Annotated in this window: 23 protein-coding genes; 11 read left to right on the top strand and 12 right to left on the bottom strand. The window is 64.9% G+C overall.

Going from position 1 to position 24,206, the window contains the following annotated elements; translation table 11 throughout:
- Nucleotides 1–9 precede the first annotated feature (9 nt).
- Together Ga0080574_RS12525 and Ga0080574_RS12520 are read left to right on the top strand one after the other, a co-directional pair.
- Nucleotides 10–570, top strand: coding sequence for a bifunctional transcriptional activator/DNA repair enzyme AdaA (locus Ga0080574_RS12525; protein WP_076699561.1), 561 nt, complete (start codon nucleotides 10–12; stop codon nucleotides 568–570).
- Nucleotides 567–1,079 carry a methylated-DNA--[protein]-cysteine S-methyltransferase gene (locus Ga0080574_RS12520; protein ID WP_076699558.1) on the top strand — a complete coding sequence of 171 codons (513 nt, stop codon included), beginning with the start codon at nucleotides 567–569 and terminating at the stop codon, nucleotides 1,077–1,079. The genes Ga0080574_RS12525 and Ga0080574_RS12520 overlap by 4 nt, the downstream gene beginning before the upstream one ends.
- A 57-nt stretch (nucleotides 1,080–1,136) precedes the next feature.
- Here Ga0080574_RS12520 and Ga0080574_RS12515 read toward each other — a convergent pair whose 3' ends face one another.
- Complete coding sequence (locus Ga0080574_RS12515) at nucleotides 1,137–1,736, bottom strand: 2-hydroxychromene-2-carboxylate isomerase (RefSeq protein ID WP_076699555.1); 600 nt, start codon at nucleotides 1,734–1,736, stop codon at nucleotides 1,137–1,139.
- 102 nt (nucleotides 1,737–1,838) lie between these two features.
- Between Ga0080574_RS12515 and Ga0080574_RS12510 the strand changes: the two genes are divergently transcribed.
- Nucleotides 1,839–2,849 carry a ribose-phosphate pyrophosphokinase gene (locus Ga0080574_RS12510; RefSeq protein WP_076699552.1) on the top strand — a complete coding sequence of 337 codons (1,011 nt, stop codon included), beginning with the start codon at nucleotides 1,839–1,841 and terminating at the stop codon, nucleotides 2,847–2,849.
- 111 nt (nucleotides 2,850–2,960) lie between these two features.
- Here the strand turns inward: Ga0080574_RS12510 and Ga0080574_RS12505 are convergent, their stop codons facing one another.
- From Ga0080574_RS12505 to Ga0080574_RS12465, 9 genes are all read right to left on the bottom strand, one after another.
- On the bottom strand, nucleotides 2,961–5,117 hold the full coding sequence (locus Ga0080574_RS12505; RefSeq protein WP_083716830.1) for a methyl-accepting chemotaxis protein: 2,157 nt from the start codon (nucleotides 5,115–5,117) through the stop codon (nucleotides 2,961–2,963).
- A 90-nt stretch (nucleotides 5,118–5,207) separates the two neighbouring features.
- Nucleotides 5,208–5,558, bottom strand: coding sequence for an H-type lectin domain-containing protein (locus tag Ga0080574_RS12500; RefSeq protein ID WP_076699548.1), 351 nt, complete (start codon nucleotides 5,556–5,558; stop codon nucleotides 5,208–5,210).
- Between the two features lie 90 nt (nucleotides 5,559–5,648).
- The gene (locus Ga0080574_RS12495; protein ID WP_156876354.1) at nucleotides 5,649–6,569 is read right to left on the bottom strand and encodes a hypothetical protein; all 921 of its coding nucleotides are present in this window, start codon (nucleotides 6,567–6,569) and stop codon (nucleotides 5,649–5,651) included.
- A gap of 203 nt (nucleotides 6,570–6,772) precedes the next feature.
- Complete coding sequence (locus tag Ga0080574_RS12490; RefSeq protein WP_076699546.1) at nucleotides 6,773–7,210, bottom strand: F0F1 ATP synthase subunit epsilon; 438 nt, start codon at nucleotides 7,208–7,210, stop codon at nucleotides 6,773–6,775.
- A gap of 100 nt (nucleotides 7,211–7,310) precedes the next feature.
- On the bottom strand, nucleotides 7,311–8,735 hold the full coding sequence (gene atpD, locus Ga0080574_RS12485; RefSeq protein WP_076699543.1) for a F0F1 ATP synthase subunit beta: 1,425 nt from the start codon (nucleotides 8,733–8,735) through the stop codon (nucleotides 7,311–7,313).
- A 16-nt stretch (nucleotides 8,736–8,751) separates the two neighbouring features.
- Nucleotides 8,752–9,630 carry a F0F1 ATP synthase subunit gamma gene (locus Ga0080574_RS12480; protein WP_076699540.1) on the bottom strand — a complete coding sequence of 293 codons (879 nt, stop codon included), beginning with the start codon at nucleotides 9,628–9,630 and terminating at the stop codon, nucleotides 8,752–8,754.
- A gap of 21 nt (nucleotides 9,631–9,651) precedes the next feature.
- A complete protein-coding gene (gene atpA, locus Ga0080574_RS12475; RefSeq protein ID WP_076699537.1) occupies nucleotides 9,652–11,190 on the bottom strand; it encodes a F0F1 ATP synthase subunit alpha in 1,539 nt (512 codons plus the stop codon).
- Nucleotides 11,191–11,757 (bottom strand): F0F1 ATP synthase subunit delta, encoded by a 567-nt coding sequence (locus tag Ga0080574_RS12470; RefSeq protein ID WP_076699534.1) that lies wholly within the window; start codon nucleotides 11,755–11,757, stop codon nucleotides 11,191–11,193.
- A 467-nt stretch (nucleotides 11,758–12,224) separates the two neighbouring features.
- Entirely contained in the window at nucleotides 12,225–12,974 is a 750-nt protein-coding gene (locus Ga0080574_RS12465; RefSeq protein WP_076699524.1) for a class I SAM-dependent methyltransferase, read from the bottom strand.
- A gap of 62 nt (nucleotides 12,975–13,036) precedes the next feature.
- Here Ga0080574_RS12465 and gloB point away from each other — a divergent pair, with 62 nt between their 5' ends.
- The 3 genes from gloB to Ga0080574_RS12450 all read left to right on the top strand — a co-directional run bounded on the left by gloB (nucleotide 13,037) and on the right by Ga0080574_RS12450 (nucleotide 17,199).
- Nucleotides 13,037–13,792, top strand: coding sequence for a hydroxyacylglutathione hydrolase (gene gloB, locus Ga0080574_RS12460; RefSeq protein WP_076699523.1), 756 nt, complete (start codon nucleotides 13,037–13,039; stop codon nucleotides 13,790–13,792).
- Between the two features lie 155 nt (nucleotides 13,793–13,947).
- Nucleotides 13,948–16,278, top strand: a complete 2,331-nt coding sequence (gene clpA / locus Ga0080574_RS12455) for an ATP-dependent Clp protease ATP-binding subunit ClpA (protein ID WP_076699521.1) — start codon at nucleotides 13,948–13,950, stop codon at nucleotides 16,276–16,278.
- Nucleotides 16,279–16,440: 162 nt separating this feature from the next.
- A complete protein-coding gene (locus tag Ga0080574_RS12450; protein ID WP_237219372.1) occupies nucleotides 16,441–17,199 on the top strand; it encodes a FadR/GntR family transcriptional regulator in 759 nt (252 codons plus the stop codon).
- Nucleotides 17,200–17,206: 7 nt separating this feature from the next.
- On the opposite strand, the gene Ga0080574_RS12445 is transcribed toward Ga0080574_RS12450, so the two are convergent.
- Together Ga0080574_RS12445 and Ga0080574_RS12440 are read right to left on the bottom strand one after the other, a co-directional pair.
- Complete coding sequence (locus Ga0080574_RS12445; RefSeq protein ID WP_076699518.1) at nucleotides 17,207–17,821, bottom strand: COG3650 family protein; 615 nt, start codon at nucleotides 17,819–17,821, stop codon at nucleotides 17,207–17,209.
- Between the two features lie 79 nt (nucleotides 17,822–17,900).
- Nucleotides 17,901–18,731 carry an ABC transporter permease gene (locus tag Ga0080574_RS12440; RefSeq protein ID WP_076699517.1) on the bottom strand — a complete coding sequence of 277 codons (831 nt, stop codon included), beginning with the start codon at nucleotides 18,729–18,731 and terminating at the stop codon, nucleotides 17,901–17,903.
- A 125-nt stretch (nucleotides 18,732–18,856) separates the two neighbouring features.
- On the opposite strand from Ga0080574_RS12440, the gene cysQ reads away from it, so the two are divergent.
- The 5 genes from cysQ (at nucleotide 18,857) to Ga0080574_RS12415 (ending at nucleotide 24,168) form a co-directional block, all read left to right on the top strand.
- Nucleotides 18,857–19,654 (top strand): 3'(2'),5'-bisphosphate nucleotidase CysQ, encoded by a 798-nt coding sequence (gene cysQ / locus Ga0080574_RS12435; protein ID WP_076699514.1) that lies wholly within the window; start codon nucleotides 18,857–18,859, stop codon nucleotides 19,652–19,654.
- 7 nt (nucleotides 19,655–19,661) lie between these two features.
- Nucleotides 19,662–20,912: a glycosyltransferase family 2 protein gene (locus tag Ga0080574_RS12430; RefSeq protein WP_076699511.1), complete on the top strand. Its 1,251-nt coding sequence runs from the start codon at nucleotides 19,662–19,664 to the stop codon at nucleotides 20,910–20,912.
- Nucleotides 20,913–21,033: 121 nt separating this feature from the next.
- Nucleotides 21,034–21,924 carry a UTP--glucose-1-phosphate uridylyltransferase GalU gene (gene galU / locus Ga0080574_RS12425; protein WP_076699509.1) on the top strand — a complete coding sequence of 297 codons (891 nt, stop codon included), beginning with the start codon at nucleotides 21,034–21,036 and terminating at the stop codon, nucleotides 21,922–21,924.
- A gap of 5 nt (nucleotides 21,925–21,929) precedes the next feature.
- Nucleotides 21,930–22,913, top strand: coding sequence for a UDP-glucose 4-epimerase GalE (gene galE / locus Ga0080574_RS12420; RefSeq protein ID WP_076699508.1), 984 nt, complete (start codon nucleotides 21,930–21,932; stop codon nucleotides 22,911–22,913).
- A complete protein-coding gene (locus Ga0080574_RS12415; RefSeq protein WP_076699505.1) occupies nucleotides 22,894–24,168 on the top strand; it encodes a glycosyltransferase family 4 protein in 1,275 nt (424 codons plus the stop codon). The genes galE and Ga0080574_RS12415 overlap by 20 nt, the downstream gene beginning before the upstream one ends.
- Nucleotides 24,169–24,206: the final 38 nt, after the last annotated feature.

Genomic DNA, 24,206 nt, shown 5'->3' with positions numbered 1-24,206 from the left:
TCTGGGCGCATGCTGGATTTCGACACATGCAACGCTGCCCGGCTCCGCCGCGACCCCGCCTATGACGGGGTGTTCTTCACCGCGGTGAAGACGACGCGGATCTATTGCCGCCCGGTCTGCCCGGTGAAGCCGCCGCTGACCAGAAACGTCTCCTTCTACCCCAGCGCCGCCGCGGCCGAGCGCGCCGGCTACCGCCCCTGCCTGCGCTGCCGCCCGGAAACCGCGCCCTTCTGCGCCGCCTGGAACGGCACCCGCACCACGGTCGAGCGCGCGCTGCGGCTGATCGAGGAGGGCGCGCTGGATAGCGGCGGAGTCGAGGCGCTGGCCGCGCGGCTGGGGATCGGCGCGCGGCATCTGTCGCGGCTCTTCGCCGAGCAGCTCGGCGCCTCGCCCGTGCAGGTGGCGCAGACGCTACGCCTCCAGCGGGCGAAACGGCTGCTGAACGACACCTCCCTGCCGATGTCAGAGATCGCCCGCGAAGCCGGGTTCGGCAGCCTGCGGCGCTTCAACGCTTCGGTCTCGGCACTTTACGGACGCCCGCCCTCGGCACTGCGCAAGGCAGCCCCATGAGCACGCTCTACTACTGCCATACCGACAGCCCGGTCGGGCCGCTGCTGCTCGCCGGGGATCACGACTCGCTGCATTTCCTGAGCTTTCCCGAGGGACACAAAGCCTTTGGCCCGCGCCCCGAATGGGCGTTTTCCGAAGCACCTTTTGCCGAGGTCCGCCGGCAGCTCGACGCTTATTTCGCCGGCACGCTGCGGCAGTTCGATCTGCCGCTGACGCTGTCGGGCACCGCGTTTCAGAACCGCGTCTGGCGCCTGCTCGCGACGATCCCCTATGGCGAGACCACCAGCTACGGCGCCCTCGCACGACAGCTCGGAACGCCCAATGCCAGCCGCGCGGTCGGGGCCGCCAATGGCAACAACCCGTTGCCCGTCATCCTGCCCTGTCACCGGGTGATCGGCAGCTCCGGCGCGCTCACGGGCTTTGGCGGCGGGCTGCCGGTAAAGAAATTCCTGCTGCGCCATGAGGCGGAGGTCGCCGGCGTCGGCGATCCGCAGCTCTCGCTGTTCTGAGCGTGCAGCGGTGGACACCCCTGCCCACCGCTGCGCCGCACAACGGCCTCGCCGGGATCAGAGCTTGCCCGCGAGATGCAGGTCGAGATCCTCGAGCCGGTCCTGCCCCCAGAACTTCGCCCCGTCATCGACCACGTAGAAGGGCGAGCCGAACACGCCCGCATTCACCGCGTCTTCGAGATTGGCCGCATAGGTCTCTGCCCCGGCGAGCATGCCGCTGAAGGTCAGGCCCGGATCGAACCCCGCCGCTTTCAGGCAGTCCTGCACCACGTCATCCTCGGCGATGTCCTTTTCCTCCACCCAGACCGCGCGCAGCACGCTGTGCACAAGCCCGCCGAGATCGCCGCCGCCCGCTTCCTGCGCCGCGATGATCGCGTAGGAGGCCGGCGCCGCATTGGTCGGCCAGAAGGCCGGGCGCAGGTTCAGCGGCATGCCGATCTTCTTCGCCTGGCGCGGCAGCTCCTGCGCGCGATACTCCATCCGCGCCGGGTGCCGGTCCTTTGGCGCGAGCCCGCCCGTGCGCGGGAAAAGCGCCATGATATCGAGCGGTTTATAGGTGATCGACGCGCCGTGACGCGCCGCAATCTCTTCCAGCCGCTGCCCCGCGAGGTAAGCGTAAGGGGAGAGAACCGTAAAATAGTAATCTATTTGTGCCATTGCATCCTTGCCTACGGCCAGTGTCTTTGCGCCACGCTACCCGCATGCTAAGCGACCGGCAACGTCACGAATCTGTCAAATCGCTGCCGGAGCCCTGCTCACATGCCCACCGTCGTCGAACCCAAACTGATCGCGGGGAACGCCAACCGCCCGCTCGCCAGTGCCATCGCAAAACGCATGTCGCTTTATCGCGGCATGTCCGTCGGTCTGGTCGACGCGCGCGTCGAGCGTTTCAACGATCAGGAAATCTTTGTCGAAGTCTACGAGAACGTTCGCGGCGAAGACATGTTCATCCTGCAATCGACCTCGCGCCCGGCGAACGACAACCTCATGGAACTGCTGATCATGGCCGACGCGCTGCGCCGCAGCTCGGCGGCGCGGGTGACGGCGGTGATGCCCTATTTCGGCTACGCCCGTCAGGACCGCCGCACCAAGGCGCGCACTCCGATCACCGCCAAGCTGGTCGCCAACATGATCCATGAGGCCGGTATCGAACGGGTGCTGACCATGGATCTGCACGCGGCGCAGATTCAGGGCTTCTTCGACATCCCTGTGGACAACCTCTACGCCTCTCCGGTCTTTGCCCTCGACATCCAGAAACATTTCGCCGGCGAGCTTGAGGACGTCATGGTGGTGTCGCCCGATGTCGGCGGCGTGTCCCGGGCGCGGGAACTGGCCAAGCGGATCAACGTGCCGCTGTCGATCGTCGACAAGCGCCGCGAAAAGCCCGGCGAGATCGCCGAGATGACGGTGATCGGCGACGTGACCGGCAAGAAATGCATCATCGTCGACGATATCTGCGACACTGCCGGCACGCTCTGCAAGGCCGCCGAGGTGTTGATGGATCACGGCGCCACCGAGGTGCATGCCTATATCACCCATGGCGTGCTGTCCGGCCCAGCCGTCGAGCGGGTCAAGAACTCGGTGATGAAAACGCTGGTGATCACCGACAGCATCGCCGCGACAGAGGAAGTGGCGGCAGCGCCGAATATCCGCATCGTGCCCACCGCGCCGATGTTCGCCCAGGCGATCCTGAACATCTGGAACGGCACGTCGGTGTCCTCGCTCTTCGAGACCGACACGCTCGGCCCGATCTACGAAGGCATTCTCTGAGCCCACGCGGCGGCATCGCGTCATGCGCGGGCCGCCTCACCGCATGCCCTGCCCGCCCCTTCGTTGGACGCGTCGTCGGCCCGGCGTGCCGGTCGGGTTGGGCCTCCGCCCTCAGGCGGCGTTCGGCGAGCGGTACTGCGTTGAGGGAATGGTCCCGTCGGACGGACGCCTGGTGGCATCCGTCAGCTGGAACTGCCCCACCAACGCCTCGAGCCCCTTCGCCTCGTCGTCGAGCGCGGTGCAGGCCGCGGCGGTTTCCTCGAACATCGCGGCATTCTGCTGCTGGGTGCGGTCGAGCTCGGCCACGGCGGTGTTGATCTCTTCGATGCCGGTCGCCTGCTCGTCGGCGGACTGCGCAATGGTGCTGACATGGCTCGAGATATCGGCAATCGAGGCAATGATCGCCTCGAGCGCCGCATTGGCCTGATCCACCAGCTCGACCCCATGGGTGACCTGCCGGCCCGACTCGGAAATCAGCGCGCCGATCTCGCGCGCGGCATCGGAGGAGCGCTGTGCCAGCGCCCTCACCTCGGACGCGACCACCGCAAATCCGCGCCCGCTTTCGCCGGCGCGCGCCGCCTCGACACCCGCATTCAGCGCCAGCAGGTTGGTCTGGAAGGCGATGTCGTCGATCACATTGATGATATTGCCGATCTGCCCGGAAGAGACTTCGATCGCCCCCATTGCCGCCACCGCCTGATCGACCACGCGGGAGCTGGTTTGCGCCGTGTCATTCGCCGTCGCCACCAACCGGTCCGCCTGCCGCGCGCCATCGGCGGCGGCGCGGACCGCATCGGTCAGCTCGCGCAGGGCGGCGGCGGTCTGTTCCAGCGTCGCGGCAGAGCGCTCGGTGCGGTGCGACAGGTCTGTCGAGGCGCCGGTGATCTCGCCCACGCTGCCGGCGATGGCCTCGGTCGAGGCGGAGATCGAGCGGATCAGCCCGGCCAGCCGCGCCAGGGTTTCGTTGAAATCTATGCGCAACTGTTCGTAGCCATCGGTGAAGCGTTGCCGGATCTCGGCATCGAGATTGCCCGCGGCCAGCGCCTTGAGCCCCGTGGCAAGCCGTTCCACCACCCGCGCCTGCTCGGCCTGCGCGTGCTCCTGAGCCTGTTCGAGCGTCTTTTTCTCCAGTAGGCTCATCCGCAGCGATTCCACCGAGGCCGCCATCGCGCCAATCTCGTCGCTGCGGTCGGCCCCCTGTACCGGAGTGTCATAGACGCCCTCCGCCAGTCCGTTCACCGCCGCCAGCATGCGCCCGAGCGGGCGCCGCACCAGCGCGGTCGCAGTCATGTAGATCGTCGCCAGCGCCATGATCAGGGTCAGCGCACCGCTGACCACCGTGGCGGTAACCTCGCGGCGAACCGGCGCCGTAAAGACCTCGGCCGGCACATCGAGAATGGCTGCCCAGGTGCGATTCATGCCCGGCGCGGTGAACGGGTAGATCAGCCGCACCCCGCCGCCCGGCATGTCGCGGATCACCCGTGGCGTATCATCCGCTAGCGCCGCCGTCACGCGGTCGGCCCCCGGTTCGTCATAGGCCTGCGTCAGATCGGCGGGATCGGGATTGGCCAGCCATTTGCCACCGCTGTCCACCAGCTGCACCAGCCCACCGTCGAAGGCACGCATCTCCTGCATCATCGCGGTGAGATCGCCCAGGCCGATATCGACCCCGGCAATACCAACGGTTTCACCGTTCACCACCACCGGCACGGCGACCGAGGTCAGCAGAAAGCCGGTCGGGGTCAGGTAAGGTTCGGTGATGATACTGTGTCCGGTTTCCAGGGGCAGCGCATACCATTGCTGAGCGGTATCAACCGTAAACGTCGAAAGATTGAGGGCGCCGCTGTCGCTCTTTGTCCAATAGGGCGTAAAGACGCCCGCCTCGTTCATCGCGCCATCGCCCGTCAGCAGCGTATTGGTCGGGCCGCCGGGAATGCCCGTCATCCAGGCGCCGAACAGGGTGTCATATTGCGCCGGAACCCCGCCGATCATCGCGATGATATCCGAGCGCGTGGCCTCGCCCGTAGCCAGATAGCCCGCCAGACCGCCGCTGAGCGCGGCACCGGCGGCGGTGGCCTGGGTAACCTCGACCGCAACCTTTTGCGCGACCTGCCCGGCCTTTTCCGTGGCCAGCTCCATCACCTGCCGGTCGACGCTCTGCGAGACATGCCAGCCGCTATAGGCCGAGTAGCCCAAAACGATGGTTGCGATCGCCGCACCGGTGGCCAGCAACAACTTGCCGGAAACCGTTTTGAACAGCTGTGTCACGTGGTCGATTCCCCTGCTTGCCAGCCATGTTCTGGCAGCGGGATCTCACCATTTCCTTAAGACCGGCGACAAAAGCCCCCCGGGCGGGCGTCAGTACAATTCCCAGTCGTCCTCGCCGCGGATCTCGCCGATGGCGATCCACGACATGCGCACCCGCGCCACCCGCGTATCCGACCAGGTGCGGAACACCAGTTCAAAGGAGGTCTCGGTGACATTGTCGGTCTGGATATCGGCGCGCACATTGGCGCCCTGATCCATGTCCCAGAGCGACAGGCCCGCATGCACGGCGGGCGGTGCCTTGAACGCCTCGGAGAAGGTCACGGTCTTGCGCCGTTCGCGCGCCCCCGAGCCCGTCCACATCTCACCGCCATTGGCGAATTCCGAAAACAGCTCTTCGTTGCCCTGATCGATTCCGACCTGCGAGGCCTGCACTTTCTTCATCTGCCCGTCTCTCTTTCGTCGCCGTCCGGGCAGTATCTTCGAAAGCGGGAGGAAAGGAAACGTGCCGGGCGACAATCCGGCGCAGCCACCTTAGCTGCCGAATTGCCCGAGCAGTTCGCCCCGAGCCTTGCTGACCGCCCCGGGCTTTGCCGTCTGGCCGCATGCATCTGCCTGCCCGGCGGGATCGTCGCCGACGGTCTGTAGCTCGAACGCCACGTCGCAGGCCTTGTCCAGATGAAAGACCAGGGCGCGTCTCCGGTCGTCTCCGAGCTCCCATGCGCTTTTTGTGGCGGCCTCCTGAGCAAGTGCCAGAATTTTTCGCAGACGGCGCTCGCCGGTCTCCGGCAAGGTATAGGGGCGGCCGGTCTTGTAGAGATCCGTGAGGGCGGTTTCCAGATTTCGACAAGCATCGGGAATCTCCTTGCCGGCGGCGGTGTAGGAGACTGTGCAACTTTCACTCACGCCCGTCGCATAGATGAATATCGCGTCGCGATATGTCGCGGCGCCGCGGCGAACGGCGGGAACCATCTCCCGCGCCCGCTCGACGAGCTTCAACAGCGCGGCAAGATCCAAATTCGCTATGTCGCTGACGGTTTCCTCGAGATCCAGATTGACCACCAGCGTCTTTGCCAGGCGATAATAGCGTTTCTGCACATCGTAGCTGACCGTCTCGAAAGAATAGACGCTGTTGGCCGGCTGGCTGAGCTGACACGCCAAAGGATCGGCGCAAGCTTTCTCTGCCGCGTAGAGATCGGACAGCGCTGCGTAGCTGCTGTTGATCTGGGAAATCGTGTTTCGGGTATCTGTGCCGTTGGCGCTGGTTTCCAGGGTAACGGGCCCCAGGATCGCCAACCCGAGCAGATAGCGATCCGCCCTCTGTACCGGGGTCACCGCAGGAAGACGCTCATTCAGCGTAGGCCCGGCGAACCCGTCGGGCTCATAGAGTTCGGAATTCACAAAATCGCAAGCGGATGAAATCAGAAACAAAGAGAAAAACGCAATACGCCACATATCGTCAAGTGCCCCAAAATACATGATAAATATGGGCGAGAGCCCTTATTCGCGTCAAGAATTATACGAAGCCTGAGGCGGAAAATATCCCGCAAAAACTCCCAGAGAATGCCCAAAAGGGTCTCGCCGGCATGAACACCGATGCCGACCGGCAACAAAAAAGCCCCGCCAAAGCGGGGCCTTTCGCAAACGGGTCCGGTCGCTCAGAAGTTCGGCGACATCGGGTCGAGCCCGATATGGGTGCCGACGGCCACCATGTCCTGAAGCAGCTTGGCCGCCTCGTCGACAATGCCCGGCTCGTTCTCGAAATAGGCGTCCTTGACCTCTTTGTAAGCGGCCTCGGCTTCCTTCACCAGCGCCTCATAGGTCGCCTGATCCATATCCGCATGCGGCACGGCCTTTTCGGCCAGGATCGTCAGCTTTTCGCCGATCTCGGCGAACCCGCCGGTGACGACGAAGGACTCGGCGCCTTTCTCGGTCTCGACCTTGAGGATACCCGGACGCAGCGTGGTGATCGTCGGTGCGTGGTTCGGCATCGCCGTCATGTCGCCTTCGGTCCCGGGGATCGACACCGCGGTGACCTGCGCCGACATCAGGCTGCGCTCGGGGCTCACCAGATCGAATTGCATCGTTTCAGCCATTTGGGCCTCTTCTCTCTATCACCTGCCCCGGGCCTGGCCCGGGGCCTCTGCGTCTGCGGCGAGAGGATCCCGGAAGAGCCCGGGATCCGTCCCCAATGGCTTACGCGGCTTCCGCGGCCAGCTTCTCGGCCTTGGCAAGCACCTCGTCGATGCCGCCAACCATGTAGAAGGCAGCCTCGGGCAGGTGATCGTACTCACCGGCAACCACGGCCTTGAACGACTTGATCGTGTCTTCCAGCGGCACCTGCACCCCGTCGGAGCCGGTGAACACTTTCGCCACGTCGAAGGGCTGGGAGAGGAAACGCTGGATCTTCCGGGCACGGGCCACGGTCAGCTTGTCCTCTTCCGACAGTTCGTCCATGCCGAGGATCGCGATGATGTCCTGAAGCGACTTGTAGCGCTGGAGGATCCCCTGCACGTCGCGGGCCACCTGATAATGCTCTTCGCCGACAACCTGCGGGTCGAGGATCCGGCTGTTGGAGTCCAGCGGGTCCACGGCCGGGTAGATGCCGAGTTCCGAGATCGCACGGTTGAGAACCGTGGTCGCGTCGAGGTGGGCAAAGGTCGTGGCCGGCGCCGGGTCGGTAAGGTCGTCCGCGGGCACGTACACGGCCTGGATCGAGGTGATCGAGCCGTTCTTGGTCGAGGTGATGCGTTCCTGCATCGCGCCCATGTCGGTGGCCAGCGTCGGCTGGTAGCCCACAGCCGAAGGAATACGGCCGAGAAGCGCCGACACCTCGGAGCCCGCCTGCGTGAAACGGAAGATGTTGTCGACGAAGAACAGAACGTCGGTGCCGGACTGGTCACGGAACTGCTCGGCGAGCGTCAGGCCGGTCAGCGCGACGCGGGCACGGGCCCCCGGAGGCTCGTTCATCTGACCGTAAACAAGCGCCACCTGGCTCTCCGACAGGTTGTCGGGCTTGATGACGTTGGATTCGATCATCTCGTGGTAAAGGTCGTTGCCCTCACGGGTCCGCTCGCCAACACCGGCGAACACGGAGAAGCCCGAGTGCACCTTTGCGATGTTGTTGATCAGTTCCATGATGAGAACGGTCTTGCCCACGCCGGCGCCGCCGAAGAGGCCGATCTTGCCGCCTTTGGAATAGGGCGCGAGAAGGTCGATCACCTTGATGCCGGTCACGAGGATCTCGGTATCGGTGGCCTGCTCGTCGAACTCGGGCGCGGGCTGGTGGATGGCGCGGGTTTCCTGCGCCTCGACCGGGCCCTGCTCGTCCACGGGCTCGCCCACGACGTTCAGGATGCGGCCCAGGGTGGCGTTGCCGACCGGCACCGAGATCGGGCCGTCGGTGTCGATCACGTCCTGGCCGCGCACCAGACCTTCGGTCGAGTCCATCGCGATGGTACGGACGGTGCTTTCACCAAGGTGCTGAGCAACTTCAAGAACCAGTTTCTTGCCGTCGTTTTCGGTGGTCAGAGCGTTCAGAATCTCGGGGAGGTGGTCGTCGAACTTCACGTCGACCACGGCGCCGATGACCTGGGTCACTTTGCCTTTTGCGTTTGCCATTTATCGTCTCCGGTTCTTAGAGCGCCTCGGCGCCCGAGATGATTTCGATCAGTTCGTTGGTGATGACCGCCTGACGCGAACGGTTGTATTCGATGGTCAGCTTGTCGATCATCTCGCCCGCGTTGCGCGTGGCGTTGTCCATGGCGCTCATCCGCGCGCCCTGTTCCGAGGCGGCGTTCTCCAGCAGAGCCGAGAAGATCTGGGTTGCGACACCACGGGGCAGCAGGTCCGCCAGGATACGCTCTTCGTCGGGCTCGTAATCGTAGAGCGCGGTTGCGCCCTCCTCGCCCTCGGGAGCGTCGTAGCTGGCCGGGATGATCTGCTGCGCGGTCGGGACCTGGCTGATCACCGACTGGAACACGCTGTAGTACAGCGTCGCCACGTCGAACTCGCCCGCGTCGAAACGGGTCAGGATGTCCTTGGCGACGCCCTGCGCATCCGCGTAGCCGAGCTTTTTCACCTCGGACAGATCGACGTGACCGACGAACAGATCGGCGTATTCGCGCTTGAGCTGCTCACGGCCTTTCTTGCCGACGGTGAGGATCTTCACCGTCTTTCCGGCCGCCTTCAGCTCGGCGATACGGGTCTTGGCGAGCTTCACGATATTCGTGTTGAAGCCGCCGCAGAGGCCGCGTTCGGAGGTCATGACGACGAGCAGATGCACGTCGTCCTTGCCGGTGCCCGAGAGCAGTTTCGGCGCGGTCGGGCTATCGCCGACGGAGGCCGCCAGCGAACCGAGCACCTCGTTGAAGCGCTCGGTATAGGGCCGCGACTGTTCGGCAGCATCCTGTGCCCGCCGCAGTTTCGCGGCGGCCACCATCTGCATGGCCTTGGTGATCTTCCGGGTCGATTTGACCGAGGAGATCCGGTTCTTGAGGTCCTTGAGGCTAGGCATGATCCTGTCCTTTCAGGGCGCTCAGGCGTAGGTCTTGGCGAATTCGTCCAGCGCTGCCTTCAGCTTGTCCGCAGGTTCACCCTTAATCTTCGGATCCTCGCTCTCGATCCAGTCGAGGATATCCTTGCGCTGGCCGCGCAGGAAGGCGAGCAGCGCCGTCTCGAACTTGCCGACTTCGCGCACCGGGATCTCGTCCAGGTAGCCGTTGGTGCCGGCGAAGATGATGCAGACGATTTCCGCGTTGGTCAGCGGCGAATACTGCGGCTGCTTCATCAGCTCGGTCAGGCGTGCACCACGGTTCAGCAGACGCTGGGTTGCGGCGTCGAGGTCGGAGCCGAACTGGGCGAAGGCCGCCATCTCGCGATACTGCGCAAGCGACAGTTTCACCGGGCCAGCCACCGAGGACATCGCCTTGGTCTGGGCCGAGGAGCCGACGCGCGACACCGACAGACCGGTGTTCACGGCGGGACGGATGCCCTGGAAGAACAGTTCGGTTTCCAGGAAGATCTGGCCGTCGGTGATCGAGATCACGTTGGTCGGGATAAACGCCGACACGTCGCCGCCCTGGGTTTCGATGATCGGCAGCGCGGTCAGCGAGCCTGCGCCGTGATCTTCGTTGAGCTTTGCCGAACGTTCCAGAAGGCGCGAGTGCAGGTAGAACACGTCGCCCGGGTAAGCTTCACGCCCCGGCGGACGGCGCAGCAGCAGCGACATCTGGCGATAGGCCACGGCCTGTTTCGACAGGTCATCGTAGATGATGAGCGCGTGCTTGCCGTTGTCGCGGAAATACTCGGCCATTGCGGTCGCGGCGTAGGGCGCCAGGAACTGCATGGGGGCCGGGTCGGAGGCGGTGGCGGCCACGACGATCGAGTAGTCGATGGCGCCGGTGGCTTCCAGACGCTTCACCAGCTGCGCCACGGTGGAGCGCTTCTGGCCGATGGCGACATAGACGCAGTAGAGCTTCTTGCTCTCGTCGTCGCCGGCAGCGTCGTTGTAGGATTTCTGGTTCAGGATCGAGTCGAGCGCGATCGCGGTCTTGCCGGTCTGACGGTCGCCGATGATCAGCTCCCGCTGGCCACGGCCGATCGGGATCATGGCGTCGACGGCCTTGAGGCCGGTCGCCATGGGCTCGTGCACCGACTTACGCGGGATGATGCCCGGCGCCTTCACGTCTGCGACGCGGCGCTCGGTGGCCTTGATCGGGCCTTTACCATCCAGCGGGTTGCCAAGACCGTCGACAACGCGGCCAAGCAGCTCGGGGCCGGCGGGCACGTCCACGATGGAGTTGGTGCGCTTGACGACATCGCCTTCCTTGATGTCGCGGTCGGAGCCGAAGATCACGACGCCGACATTGTCGCTTTCCAGGTTGAGCGCCATCCCCATGATGCCGCCCGGGAATTCGACCATTTCACCGGCCTTGACCGAATCGAGGCCGTGAACGCGGGCGATCCCGTCACCGACGGAGAGCACACGGCCCACCTCGGCGACTTCGGCCTCCTTACCGAAGTTTTGGATCTGCTCCTTTAGGATCGCAGAAATCTCGGCTGCTTGGATACCCATTTATCCGACCTCTTTCATTGCATTCTGGAGGGAATTGAGCTTCGAGCGGATCGAGGTGTCGATCATCTTCGAGCCCACCTTGACTACGAGACCGCCGATGAGCGTTTCATCTACGGTCGTTTTGATCTTCACATCCTTGCCGACGCTGGCCTTGAGCGTCTCTGCCAGCTTGGCGGACTGCGTGTCGCTCAGCGCGGTGGCGGAGGTGACTTCGGCGGTCACTTCGCCCTTTTCCTCGGCAATCATCTCGCGCAGCTGAACGACGAGCTGCGGCAGCACGAAGAGGCGGCGGTTCTGCGCCATGAGGCCCAGGGCGTTCTTCAGCGCCGGGATGAGGCCCATCTTCTTCGCGACAGCGACGATGGCATCCTGCATGGCCTGGCGGGAATAGATCGGCGAGGTGACGAGGGCGCGCAGATCGGCACTGTCATCGAGCGCCAGCGCCAGATCGTTAACGTTGTTTTCAAGCTTTTCGAGTTTCTTGTTCTCTTTGGCGATGTCGAAGACCGCCGTGGCATAGCGTGCCGCGATGCCGCTGGAGATCGAAGCTGGTTCTGACACGTCCACCCTTCCGATATGAGGCCCCCGCGACGCACGGGGAGGCCCGGCGTCCGGAGGCGTTGTCCCAACCCTGAATTGCCTCAAGGCGTCGAAATCAGCGCGGATGTAGCAGAGGCTCCACGCCCTCGCAACATGCTTAGGGTGTTTTCAGACGTCCTGTAACCCGCCTTTTTCCAACCCCGTATGCCAGGCCCGTCGGACCACCAGGGGCATACCACTGGAAATATTCGGTTTTCCCCGGATTTATGCAAACAGGCGCGACACTTGGAGGCTGCCGACTGCGGCAATAAGAGATAGCGCAAACGTCCGTTTTGCCGCTCTCCGGCGGAGCGGGCCCGGCACCTGTTACCGCCTAAAGTATGAGCGGCCGGCGTCAGGAGAACCGAAGTGTTTGCGCAATCACCCATGACGTCAAGTCGCGGCGAGTCACGTCGGAGTGATGCGATTCTGAGCAGAGGCCCGGATGCGCCCGGTCACACCGCCTTGGGCTCTTTCTTGGGCGAGGGGGTGAGCACGTCGAGCGGGTTCGGCACGCGCACCTTGTCGCCCAGCCCCGTGCGCTTCGGCGGGTAGCGCTTGGCGACCCGCACGATCAGCACACCGCCAGCCACCACTGCCGGGATCGCCCGGCCGATCCGCTCCCAGGCGGGGCCGGTGCGCATCCAGAAGCGCCGGCTCGACGGCGGCTGATAGAGCACCGAGACATGCGCCTGCCGGACGAAATCGTGGATCTTGAGCTGCGCGTCGAGCTGGCTCAGCGAATAGGGCCGCCCGTAGCCGAAGGGCGTGGCGTCGGAGCGCGCCCAGAGCCCGGAGCGGTTCGGCACCACGATCAGCATCTCGCCCCCCGGCCCCAGCACCCGGTAACATTCCTCCAGCAGCTCGGAGGGCCGCTCCGAGGTCTCCAGCCCGTGCATGATCACCAGCCGGTCCACATGGCCGGTCTCCAGCGGCCAGAGCGTCTCCTCGCACAGGACCGAGACATTCGGCTGACCGGCGGGCCAGGACAGCACGCCCTGCGGCGCCGGCATCAGCCCCACGACCCGGCGCGCATCCGGCAGATAGGGCCGCAGCAGCGGCACCGCAAAGCCGTATCCCGCCACGGTCTGACCCTTGGCATGCGGCCAGTAGGCCTGCACCTGATCGCGCACCACCCGCTGCGCCGCGCGCCCCAGCGCGCTGCGATAGTAGAAATCTCGCAGGGTCTGCACATCAAGGTGCATTGCGGGGCCTCTCCCGATCCGCCAAGCTGGGGCCAGTCTGGCAAAGCCTATAAGGAAAGACCATGGAGATCGTCACCGTTCCCTGTCTCAGCGACAATTACGCCTATCTGGTGAAGGCGCCCGCAGGCGTCTGCCTGATCGACGCGCCCGAGGCCGGCCCCATCATCGAGGCGCTGGAGGCGCGCGGCTGGGGGCTGGAGACGCTGCTCATCACCCATCACCACCACGACCATGTCGGCGGCGTCGCCGAGCTGCGCGAGAGATACGGCTGCACCGTGATCGGCCCCAGGGCCGAAGAGGCCAAGCTGCCGCCGCTCGACACCGCCGTCGCGGGGGGCGATTCCCTGACGCTCGCCGGCACATCGGTCGAGGTCATCGACGTTCCCGGCCATACGCTTGGCCATGTCGCGTTTTATTTCCCCGAGGCGAGCGCGGTCTTCACCGCCGACAGCCTGGTGGCGCTGGGATGCGGGCGCGTCTTCGAAGGCACGCCCGAGATGATGTGGCAGAGCCTGTCGCGCCTCGCCGCGCTGCCGCCCGAGACCATGGTGTATACCGGCCACGAATACACCACCGCGAACGCCCGCTTCGCGATGACCATTGAACCGGGCAACGAAGCGCTTAAATTGAGGTCAGACGCCATTGCCAAAGCCCGGACAGAGGGGCACCCCACCGCCGCCTGTATGCTGTCCGAGGAACTGGCCACCAACCCTTTCCTGCGCCCCGACTCCCCGGAAATCCGCGATCTTCTGGGCATGCCGGACGCGTCTCAGGCCCAGGTCTTTGCCGAGATCCGGGGCCGTAAGGACAGGTTCTGAGCCGCCGCTTTTCACGCCACGTTGCACTCATCACCGTAAATGTGAGCGCCCAAGGCTCAGAAATTTCTTGAAGCGCGGTCGGTATCGACCAAACTTTAACCGTAAGAGGCAAAGTTGGGCATACCCGCCCGACCACAGACAAGAGGAGCGCCGCCGTGCCGTCTTTCTCGAACACCCTGGAACAGGCCATCCACGCAGCCTTGGCTCTTGCGAACTCGCGCAGTCACGAATTCGCAACCCTCGAACACCTGCTGCTCGCCCTCATCGACGAGCCCGATGCCGCCCGCGTGATGAAAGCCTGCTCCGTGGATACCGAGGAGCTGCGCACAACGCTGGTGGAATTCATCGACGAGGATCTCTCGAACCTCGTGACCGACATCGAAGGATCGGAGGCGGTGCCGACCGCCGCCTTCCAGCGCGTCATCCAGCGCGCCGCCATCCATGTGCAGTCCTCGGGCCGCACCGAGGTGACCGGCGCCAACGTGCTGGTCGCGATCTTTGCCGAGCGCGAATCGAACGCGGCCTATTTCCTGCAAGAGCAGGACATGACCCGCTATGACGCGGTGAATTTCATCGCCCATGGCGTCGCCAAGAATCCCGCCTATGGCGAGGCGCGCCCCGTGCAGGGCGCGCAGGAGGCCGAGGAAGAGGCCAAGACCCAGCAGGCCGAGGCGCCCGCCGACAACAAGGAATCGGCGCTCGGCAAATACTGCGTCGATCTCAACGCCAAGTCGCGCAAGGGCGATGTCGATCCGCTGATCGGCCGCGAACACGAGGTCGAGCGCGCGATTCAGGTGCTTTGCCGCCGCCGCAAGAACAACCCGCTTCTGGTGGGCGATCCCGGCGTAGGCAAGACCGCCATCGCCGAGGGGCTGGCGCGCAAGATCGTCAATGGCGACACGCCCGAGGTGCTGTCGAACACCACGATCTATTCGCTCGACATGGGCGCGCTGCTCGCCGGCACGCGCTATCGCGGCGATTTCGAGGAGCGGCTCAAGGCCGTGGTGACCGAGCTCGAGGAACATCCCGACGCGGTGCTCTTCATCGACGAGATCCACACGGTGATCGGCGCCGGCGCCACTTCCGGCGGCGCGATGGATGCCTCCAACCTGCTGAAGCCCGCGCTTCAGGGCGGCAAGCTGCGCACCATGGGCTCCACCACCTACAAGGAATTCCGCCAGCATTTCGAGAAGGACCGCGCGCTCAGCCGCCGGTTCCAGAAGATCGACGTGAACGAGCCCTCGGTCGATGACACGGTGAAGATCCTCAAGGGCCTCAAGCCCTATTTCGAGGAGCATCACAGCGTCAAATACACCGCGGATGCGATCAAGTCGGCGGTCGAGCTGTCGGCGCGCTACATCAATGACCGCAAGCTGCCCGACAAGGCGATCGACGTGATCGACGAGGCCGGCGCGGCGCAGCATCTCGTGGCCGAGAGCAAGCGGCGCAAGACCATCGGCGCCAAGGAGATCGAGAATGTCGTGGCCAAGATCGCCCGCATTCCCCCGAAAAACGTCTCCAAGGACGATGCCGAGGTGCTGCGCGATCTCGAAAACACGCTCAAGCGCGTGGTCTTCGGCCAGGATCCGGCCATCGAGGCGCTGTCGGCGGCGATCAAGCTGGCCCGGGCCGGTCTGCGCGAGCCCGAAAAACCCATCGGCAACTACCTCTTCGCCGGCCCGACCGGCGTCGGCAAGACCGAGGTGGCCAAGCAGCTCGCCAGCACGCTGGGGGTGGAACTGCTGCGCTTCGACATGTCGGAATACATGGAGAAACACGCGGTCTCGCGCCTGATCGGCGCGCCTCCGGGCTATGTCGGCTTCGACCAGGGCGGCCAGCTCACCGATGGCGTCGACCAGCACCCGCATTGCGTGCTGCTGCTCGACGAGATCGAAAAGGCGCACCCGGATGTCTACAACATCCTGCTCCAGGTGATGGACCACGGCACGCTGACCGACCATAACGGGCGCACGGTGGATTTCCGCAACGTGATCCTGATCATGACCTCGAACGCCGGCGCCACCGAGCAGGCCAAGGCGGCCATCGGCTTCGGTCGCGACCGCCGCGAGGGCGAGGACACCGCCGCCATCGAGCGCACCTTCACGCCGGAATTCCGCAACCGTCTGGACGCGGTGATCAGCTTCCAGCCGCTGCCGAAATCGGTCATCCTCTCGGTCGTCGAGAAGTTCGTGCTGCAACTCGAAGCGCAGCTCATGGATCGTAACGTGACCATCGAGCTGACCAAGCCCGCCGCCGAATGGCTCGGCGAAAAGGGCTACGACGACAAGATGGGCGCGCGCCCGCTGGGCCGCGTGATCCAGGAGAACCTGAAGAAACCGCTCGCCGAGGAGCTGCTCTTCGGCAAGCTCGCCAAGGGCGGCGTGGTCAAGGTGGGGGTCAAGGACGGCAAGCTGTCGCTGTCGATCGAGGGCCCCGACAAGCTGCGCCTGTCGTCGAAGAAGCCGCCGCTTCTCACCGCCGACTGACATGCCCCGTGGGCACTGCAACGCATCTCTCCGCCGCGCCCTGCGCGGCGGAGTTCGTTTTGGCCCCCGACTCTTTCTGTGTCAGCGCTCACAACGGGCTGGCATCGACCCGCCGCGCCGCGCTATGACCGCCCCCAACGCGCCGGAGACAGGAGAGGCCGCGTGAGCAAACGCCCAGAGAAACCCGCCCCGCGCCGGTCGCGCCCGGTGCAGCTGGCCGACACGATCAAGGAATGGGTCGTGGAGCACGAGCTGCGCGCCGGCGACAGGCTGCCCGGCGAGGCGGAGCTGATGGCGCGTTACGGTCGCTCCAAGGGCACCGTGCGCGAGGCGATGCGCATTCTCGAGGCCCAGGGTCTGGTCGAGACCCGCACCGGCCCCGGCGGCGGCAGCTTTGTCGGCGAGGTCACCGGTGAACGGGCCCGTGCACTGCTGGCGAATTACTTCTATTTCCGCGACCTGTCGATCTCCGACATCTACCAGATGCGCAAACTGCTAGAACCGGAGGTCGCCGCCGAGCTTGCCGGGCGGCTCGACGCCGAGCAGCTCGCCGCGCTGGAGGCGGTGATCTCGGAATACCCCCTGCCCGCCCGCGACACCGAGGAAGAGCGCAGGCAGCATGTCTCTTCGCTGAAATTCCACGCGCTGCTGGCCTCTTACGCCGACAACCCGCTGCTTGCTTTCGTGGTGGAGTTCATGGCACAGATCCTGACCGAGCTGACCGTGTGGCGCAGGCTCTACGAGCCGCATAACCGCCCGCTCTGGCAGAAGGGGCGCAGCTATCAGATCGAGCTGGTGGATGCGCTGCGCAAGGGCGACGCTTCACGCGCCCGCGCGATCATGCGCGCCCATATGGAGGTGGCCGAGACGCTGATGAAGGAGCAGGAGGCGCGCGTCCTGCGCCGCTTCATCGCCGAGTAAGCCCGCGCTATCGCGGCGCCAGCGAACAGCATCCCGACACCGCCCGCTCCAGCCGACCGCTCAGCACCAGCACCGCCGAGAGCCCGTAAAGCGCGTCCGACATGCCGTCGGAACATTGCGGATCTTTCTGCATCACCAGAACCGCCTGCTGCCCCGGCCCGCCGGCCACGGATATGAACGGCTCGACGCGCGCATCCGCCCGGCGGAACGGCCCGGACTTGAGAGTCGCAACCTCGTCGTCGATGGCCGACCAGGTCGCGGTGTCGCCGGCGGTGACGTGATAGCTCCAGAACGGTTCGGTGCCGAAACAGGTCACCTCGCCCGCGTCGGGCATGGCACTGCCCGGCTGCGCGGTGAGATAGGCGAGCGAGGCCCAGCCCGCCTGCTCGCCCAGAACAACCCGGCCCCATGTTCCGGCCTCGTTGATCGCGGTGACCTCCACATGGGTCTGGCCGGGCGCCAGCGCGCCGATCACCGGGGCGGAGGCCTCGGGCGCGGCGCGGATATTGAGCTGATCGTCCGCCGCGACACCGGTCACATCGTAGAGCGCAGGCAGCTCCTGCGCGGCGAGCGGCCCGCCGGCGCAAAGCCACAGGATAAGAACGAAAACAGCGCGCGACATCCCAACCTCCCCAGAACGGCATCCTTTGATACAGAGCCTAACCGGGCGGGGCAGAATTCCCTAGCGCGGAATACCCGACCTAGCGCCGCGCGCCCCACGAGGCAGAGGCGTGCTTGCGGGTGTAGAATTCGCCCATGAGCCCGATCATGATCAGCACCAGCGACAGGTAGAGCGGGTATTCCCAGCTCGAATTGCGCGGGTAGTAGTCGACGAAGGCATGGCCACGCGACTGGTCAATGGTGTGAAAGAGCGGGTTCCAGTCGAACATCACCAGCATGTAGCTGGGCAGCGAATTGGCCACGAACATCTTGCCCGAGGCGATCATATTGGCCCGCTGGTAGACAGTGGTAATGATCGACACCGGCGTCGGAAACCACGGCTTGGCCGCCAGAAACACCATGCCGATCGCGGCCCCCGAGAACCACGACAGCAGGATCATCGCGATACAGCCGATGGGATCGTAAATCTCCTGCATGACGAAGGGATTGAAGGCCACGTCATAGACGAAGAGGATGACCACCAGCGACAGGATCTGGATGTAGAGCGTGCTGAGCATCGCCGAGGCGATGGCGATGGCGGTGTTCATCGGCGCGTGCTGCATCATCGGGCTGGCCGGCCCCTCCGACCCGACCACCGCGCCCAGCGTCTTGGAATGGGTCATGTAGAGGAAGACCCCGGTCATGATGTAGATCATGAAATCGCCGCGGAGCGCCGTGCTGCGCATGCCGAGGATCTGGAACATGAAGTAGAAGGCCAGCACGAAAATGATGGTCTGAAGCATGTTCATGAACAGCGCCATGAAGGCATTGCCATGGCTCTTGCGCACCGCGCGGACCGAATTGTGATAGATCAGTTCGGCGATGTAGAGCGCGGAACCCAGCCGTGAACGCGGCTTTGTGGTCTGAAACATGGCGGAACTGCTCCGATACGCGTGCTTGAGGACGGGTCTTCTTGCCCATCTTGACGTTGCGAAGCATAAGGGGAGGAGACTTTCAAATCAATAAATCCGCGCCTCGCGGTAAGGGGAGACCGGCTTTGAATTACGAGACATTGGTTCAGGTTATGCGGCGGCTCGCGCTCGAAGCGGGCGACAAGATCATGGAGATCTACAACAGCGACGATTTCGAGGTGAAATCGAAATCCGACCAGAGCCCGGTGACCGAGGCCGACGAGGCGGCGGACGCATTGATTTCGGCCGGTCTGCGCGAGGCGTTCCCCGACACGCCGCTGGTCACCGAGGAACAGGCCGAAAGCCACACCCAGGACGTGATGACCTTTCTCATCGTCGATCCGCTCGACGGCACCAAGGAATTCGTCAAGCGGCGCGGCGATTTCACCGTGAATATCGCGCTGGTCGAAGAGGGTGTGCCGGTGCGCGGCGTGGTCTATGCGCCGGCCAAGGGGCGGATGTTCTACACCGACTCCATGGGCAATTCGGTGGAAGAAACCGGCCCCTTCGACAAGGAGACCCCGGGCGAGCTGACGCCGCTGTCGGTGTCGAAACCGGACAATGAGGCGCTGCTTGTGGTGGCGTCGAAATCGCACCGCGATCAGGCGACCGACGATTACATCAACAAATACGCGGTCAAGGATTCCAAGAGCGCCGGCTCGTCGCTGAAGTTCTGCCTCGTGGCGACCGGCGAGGCTGACCTCTACCCGCGTCTGGGCCGCACGATGGAATGGGACACCGCCGCCGGTCATGCGGTGCTGAACGGCGCCGGCGGGCGCGTGGTGCGCTTCGACGATCACACGCCGCTCGCCTATGGCAAGGCGGAGTTCGCCAACCCGTTCTTCATCGCCTATTCCCCGGATGTGGATCTGAAGGAAGGCTGAATCCGCCATGACCGCGCCGCCGGTCAGCGTGGTGATCGTGAGCCGGGGCCGCCCGGATGCGCTGGCCCTGTGCCTGCGCGGCGTGGCCCAGCTCGACTATCCGAGCTTCGAGGTGATCGTGGTGGCCTGCCCGCAAGGCGCGGCAGCCGCCGCCGCGCACCCGGAGGCGGCGCGGCTCAAGATCCTGGCCTTTGACGAGCCCAATATCTCGGCCGCGCGCAACCTCGGCATCACGCAGGCGGCGGGCGAGATCGTGGCCTTCATCGACGACGACGCGGTGCCCGAACCGACCTGGCTAACCCATCTGGCGGCGCCCTTCGCCAACCCGGAGGTGATGGCGGCGGGGGGCTATGTGCGCGGGCGCAACGGCATCGATTATCAGTGGCGCGCACGCAGCGTGACCGGCTGCGGCGAGGAGCGTGAAATCCAGCTGGACAGCATGGTGGCGCGCATTCTGAAACCGGAGGCGGAAATCGCCCTAAAGTTGCAGGGCACAAACATGGCCCATCGCCGCTCGGCGCTCGCCGAAATGGGTGGCTTCGATCCGGCCTTCCGCTTTTTCCTCGACGAGACCGACCTCGACCTGCGCCGCGCAAAGGCCGGTCATGCCGCCGCGATCGTGCCGCTGGCGCAGGTACATCATGGCTATGCCGAAAGCGACCGCCGCGCCGCCGACCGCACGCCGAGAGACCTGACAGAGATTGGCGCCTCGATGGCTCTATTTCTTGCCAAGCATTGCCCCGAAGATGTGCGCGACGCGGCCTGGAAGGCTTTTCGCGCGGAACAGCGCCGCCGCCTGCTTGGCTATATGCGCCGTGGGCCGCTCGCGCCCGACGATGTGTCGCGGCTCCTGCGCGGACTTGACAAGGGCCGGCGCGACGGGCTCAGCCGGCAGTCCGGCGAGCTTTTAGCGCTTGCCGGACCGGACACTGCGTTCCTGCCTTTCCCCGGGCGCCCCGGTGCCCGGCGCGCGGTCCTCTCGGGGAGGGTATGGAATCGCGCAAGCATGCGAGCAGAGGCGGTACGCCGCGTAGCAGAGGGCGAGATCGTAAGCGTCTTCCGGTTTTCCCACACGGCACTCTATCACAGGTTGCGATTCCATCCTGATGGGTACTGGGAACAGATCGGCGGTCTTTGGGGCCGCAGCGAGCGTCGAGGACAGGCCGTAAAGCCATGGTTTTTCGGGTCCAGATTGCGCGAGGAAATCCGGCGGATCGCCGAATTTCGCGGCATCGACTTCCGGCCACCGGAGGCTTGACATAGTTCCGCCGATCCCCGCTCCCGTCGGATTTGCGCTGTTTTCTCGGCAGCACTAACATGTTAATAAATCGCCCGACGCTGGCGCCCGGTCGACATGCGAATTTCAGGAGCAGACTATAATGCGTAATAAAGTAACCAAGGCCATCTTTCCGGTCGCCGGGCTTGGCACCCGGTTCCTTCCGGCCACGAAATCCGTTCCCAAGGAAATCATGACGCTGGTGGACCGCCCGCTCGTTCAATACGCGATCGACGAGGCGCGCGCCGCCGGTATCAAGGAATTCATCTTCGTCACCTCGCGCGGCAAAAGCGCGCTTGAGGACTATTTCGACCACGCCCCGCAGCTCGAGCAGGAGCTGAAGAAAAAGGGCAAGGACAAGCTTCTCGAAATTCTCAAGTCCACCAATATGGACTCCGGCGAGATCGCCTATATCCGTCAGCACAAGGCCCTGGGCCTCGGCCATGCGGTCTGGTGCGCGCGGCGCCTGATCGGCAACGAGCCCTTTGCGGTGATGCTGCCCGACGACGTGATCGCTGCCGACAAGCCCTGCCTTCAGCAGATGGTCGAAGCCTATGAGGAAACCGGCGGCAACATGGTCGCGGCAATGGAAGTGCCCGCCGACAAGGCCTCGGCCTACGGCATCCTCGATGTGCGGGAAGACATGGGCTCCATGGTTTCGGTCAAGGGCATGGTCGAAAAACCGAAAGCCGGAGAGGCACCGTCCAATCTCGCGGTGATCGGGCGCTATATCCTGTCGCCGAAGATTTTCGACAATCTCAACGCCATGAAGTCCGGGGCCGGCGGCGAAATCCAGCTGACCGACGCCATCGCCGAGGAAATCGATGGCGAGGGCGTTTATGGCTACCGCTTCAACGGGCAGCGCTACGATTGCGGCTCCAAGGCGGGCTTCCTTCAGGCCACTGTTGCCTTCGGCCTCGACCGTGAGGATCTGCGCGACGATCTGGAGGCCTATCTGCGCGAGGTCGTCTCCGCACGCGAAGCTGCGGAGTAACACCCGTGACATATGTGCTGGTGACCGGAGGCGCGGGCTATATCGGCTCGCATGCCTGCAAGGCGCTTAAGATCGCGGGCTATACGCCCGTGACCTACGACAATCTGGTGACCGGCTGGAAAGACGCCGTCAAGTTCGGCCCGTTCGAGGAGGGCGCGCTGTCCGACCGTACCCGGCTCGACGCGGTATTCGCCAAATACCAGCCCGTGGCCGTGATGCATTTCGCAGCGCTCAGCCAGGTCGGCGAGGCGATGTCGGAGCCCGGGCGCTACTGGCGCAACAATGTCGAGGGCTCGCTGACGCTGATCGAGGCCGCCGCAGCCGCGGGCTGTCTGAACTTCGTCTTCTCCTCGACCTGCGCCACCTATGGCGAGCACGACAATGTGGTGCTCGACGAAAACACCCCGCAGGAGCCGCTGAACGCCTATGGCGCCTCCAAGCGCGCGGTGGAGAACATCCTGCGCGATTTCGAGGCCGCCTATGGGCTGCGCCATGTGATCTTTCGCTATTTCAACGTGGCGGGCGCCGATGAGGCGGGCGAGGTCGGCGAATATCACCGACCCGAGACCCATCTGATCCCGGTCATGCTGGAGGCCATCGACGGCAAGCGCCCGGCGCTGACCATCAACGGCACCGATTACGACACGCCGGACGGCACCTGCATCCGCGATTACGTGCATGTCATGGATCTGGTCGATGCCCATGTGCTCGGCCTGAAATGGCTGGAGGCCGGCAAGGGCAGCCGGGTCTTTAACCTCGGCACCGGCAAGGGGTTTTCCGTGCGCGAGGTGATCGACGCCTCCCGCGCGGTGACCAATCGCGAGGTGCCGCATTCCGAGGGCCCGCGCCGCGCCGGCGACGCGACCAAGCTGGTCTCGGGCTCGACCCGGGCGGAGGCGGAGCTGGGCTGGGAGCCGAAGCGCTCGACCATGGCGCAGATGATCGGCGACGCCTGGAACTGGCATCTGAATGGGCATTACGACGGCTGATCCGCGACTGCTGGACCTAACCCGGCTGGTTTCCCGAGCGGGGCGGCCCTTCACCGGGATCGACCGGGTCGAATATGCCTATCTCGACCGGCTGCTGAGAGAGCCCGGCCCGCTTTTCGGACTGGTGCGCTCGTCGCTGGGCTATCTGCTGCTCGACCGCGCCGGCTGCGCCGATCTGAAACGGCGGATCGACGGCCATGACTGGCCCGCCCCCGACCGCCTGTCGCGGCTGCGCCGGCTGGCGCCGGGGCGCGCCGGGGCCGAGACCGCGCTGCGCCGCGTGGCGCTGGCGCGCTGCCTGCCACGGGGTCTGCGCCGCATGCTCCGCGCGCATCTGCCGGCGGGCATGCACTACCTCAATATCGGCCATACCAACCTGACCGACCGGGTGCTGAGCGCGCTGCGCTCGGTGCCGGGCCTGCGCATCGCGGTGCTGCTGCACGATACGATCCCGCTGGATTATCCGGACTATCAGGGGCCGGGCATCACCGAGCGCTTTCATGGCTTTCTGCTGCGCATGGGGCGCTTTGCCGATCTGGTGATCTGCAATTCCGCGCAGACCGAGCGCGACATGCGGCGGCATCTGGACCCGCTCGGGCTGCGGCCCGGGAGTGTGGTCGCGCATCTGGGCATCGACGTGCCGCGGCCGGGCGAGGCGCCGCAGGGGCCCTGGACGGGGCAGCGCTATTTCGTCGTGCTGGGCACCATCGAGCCGCGCAAGAACCATGCGCTGCTGCTCGATCTCTGGGAGGGGGGAGCGCCTCTGCCGGAGGAAGCGGCGACGGAGCGCGCGGGGCCGTTTTTTGAGTATTTGCAGAAAGATGAAGGGGCGGAGCCGCATCTGCTGATCTGCGGGGCGCGCGGCTGGAACAATGACGACGTGTTCGCGCGGCTCGACCGGGGCATTCCGCGCGTGCATGAGTTGCCGGGGCTCGAGGACGGGCAGATCGCGGCGCTGCTGGCGGAGAGCGCCGGGCTGCTCTTTCCCAGCCATGCCGAGGGTTATGGCCTGCCACCGATGGAGGCGGCGGCGCTGGGGGTGCCGGTGCTTGCCGGAGATTTGCCGGTGCTGCGCGAGGTGCTCGGGGATATTCCCGTTTACGCAAGCGTTTCAGACCGTTATCTTTGGGCGCAGAATATAACAAGGATGGCCGAGGATCGGCGGGCAGACCCGGACAGTGAAACGCGCCGCAGCACGGCCTGGCAGCCGCCGGGCTGGGAGGCGCATTTCAAGACCGTGTTAACCCTGATCTGATAGCCGGGCGGTACAACGGGGCCGGAAAAACCGGCCCG

Source organism: Salipiger abyssi, assembly GCF_001975705.1.
Classification (GTDB): domain Bacteria; phylum Pseudomonadota; class Alphaproteobacteria; order Rhodobacterales; family Rhodobacteraceae; genus Salipiger; species Salipiger abyssi.
The sequence above is the reverse complement of the archived record's forward strand: the minus strand, read 5'-3'. Positions and strand labels throughout refer to the sequence as shown.

Coding starts and splice junctions, on each gene's coding strand:
- Ga0080574_RS12490 (WP_076699546.1), bottom strand. CDS start 7,210: ATGGCTGAAACGATGCAATTCGATCTGGTGAGCCCCGAGCGCAGCCTG.
- Ga0080574_RS12440 (WP_076699517.1), bottom strand. CDS start 18,731: ATGTTTCAGACCACAAAGCCGCGTTCACGGCTGGGTTCCGCGCTCTAC.
- Ga0080574_RS12510 (WP_076699552.1), top strand. CDS start 1,839: ATGCCCACCGTCGTCGAACCCAAACTGATCGCGGGGAACGCCAACCGC.
- Ga0080574_RS12445 (WP_076699518.1), bottom strand. CDS start 17,821: ATGTCGCGCGCTGTTTTCGTTCTTATCCTGTGGCTTTGCGCCGGCGGG.
- Ga0080574_RS12515 (WP_076699555.1), bottom strand. CDS start 1,736: ATGGCACAAATAGATTACTATTTTACGGTTCTCTCCCCTTACGCTTAC.
- galU (WP_076699509.1), top strand. CDS start 21,034: ATGCGTAATAAAGTAACCAAGGCCATCTTTCCGGTCGCCGGGCTTGGC.
- gloB (WP_076699523.1), top strand. CDS start 13,037: ATGGAGATCGTCACCGTTCCCTGTCTCAGCGACAATTACGCCTATCTG.
- Ga0080574_RS12430 (WP_076699511.1), top strand. CDS start 19,662: ATGACCGCGCCGCCGGTCAGCGTGGTGATCGTGAGCCGGGGCCGCCCG.
- Ga0080574_RS12465 (WP_076699524.1), bottom strand. CDS start 12,974: ATGCACCTTGATGTGCAGACCCTGCGAGATTTCTACTATCGCAGCGCG.
- Ga0080574_RS12495 (WP_156876354.1), bottom strand. CDS start 6,569: ATGTGGCGTATTGCGTTTTTCTCTTTGTTTCTGATTTCATCCGCTTGC.
- atpA (WP_076699537.1), bottom strand. CDS start 11,190: ATGGGTATCCAAGCAGCCGAGATTTCTGCGATCCTAAAGGAGCAGATC.
- Ga0080574_RS12500 (WP_076699548.1), bottom strand. CDS start 5,558: ATGAAGAAAGTGCAGGCCTCGCAGGTCGGAATCGATCAGGGCAACGAA.
- Ga0080574_RS12480 (WP_076699540.1), bottom strand. CDS start 9,630: ATGCCTAGCCTCAAGGACCTCAAGAACCGGATCTCCTCGGTCAAATCG.
- Ga0080574_RS12525 (WP_076699561.1), top strand. CDS start 10: ATGCTGGATTTCGACACATGCAACGCTGCCCGGCTCCGCCGCGACCCC.
- Ga0080574_RS12520 (WP_076699558.1), top strand. CDS start 567: ATGAGCACGCTCTACTACTGCCATACCGACAGCCCGGTCGGGCCGCTG.
- Ga0080574_RS12415 (WP_076699505.1), top strand. CDS start 22,894: ATGGGCATTACGACGGCTGATCCGCGACTGCTGGACCTAACCCGGCTG.
- atpD (WP_076699543.1), bottom strand. CDS start 8,735: ATGGCAAACGCAAAAGGCAAAGTGACCCAGGTCATCGGCGCCGTGGTC.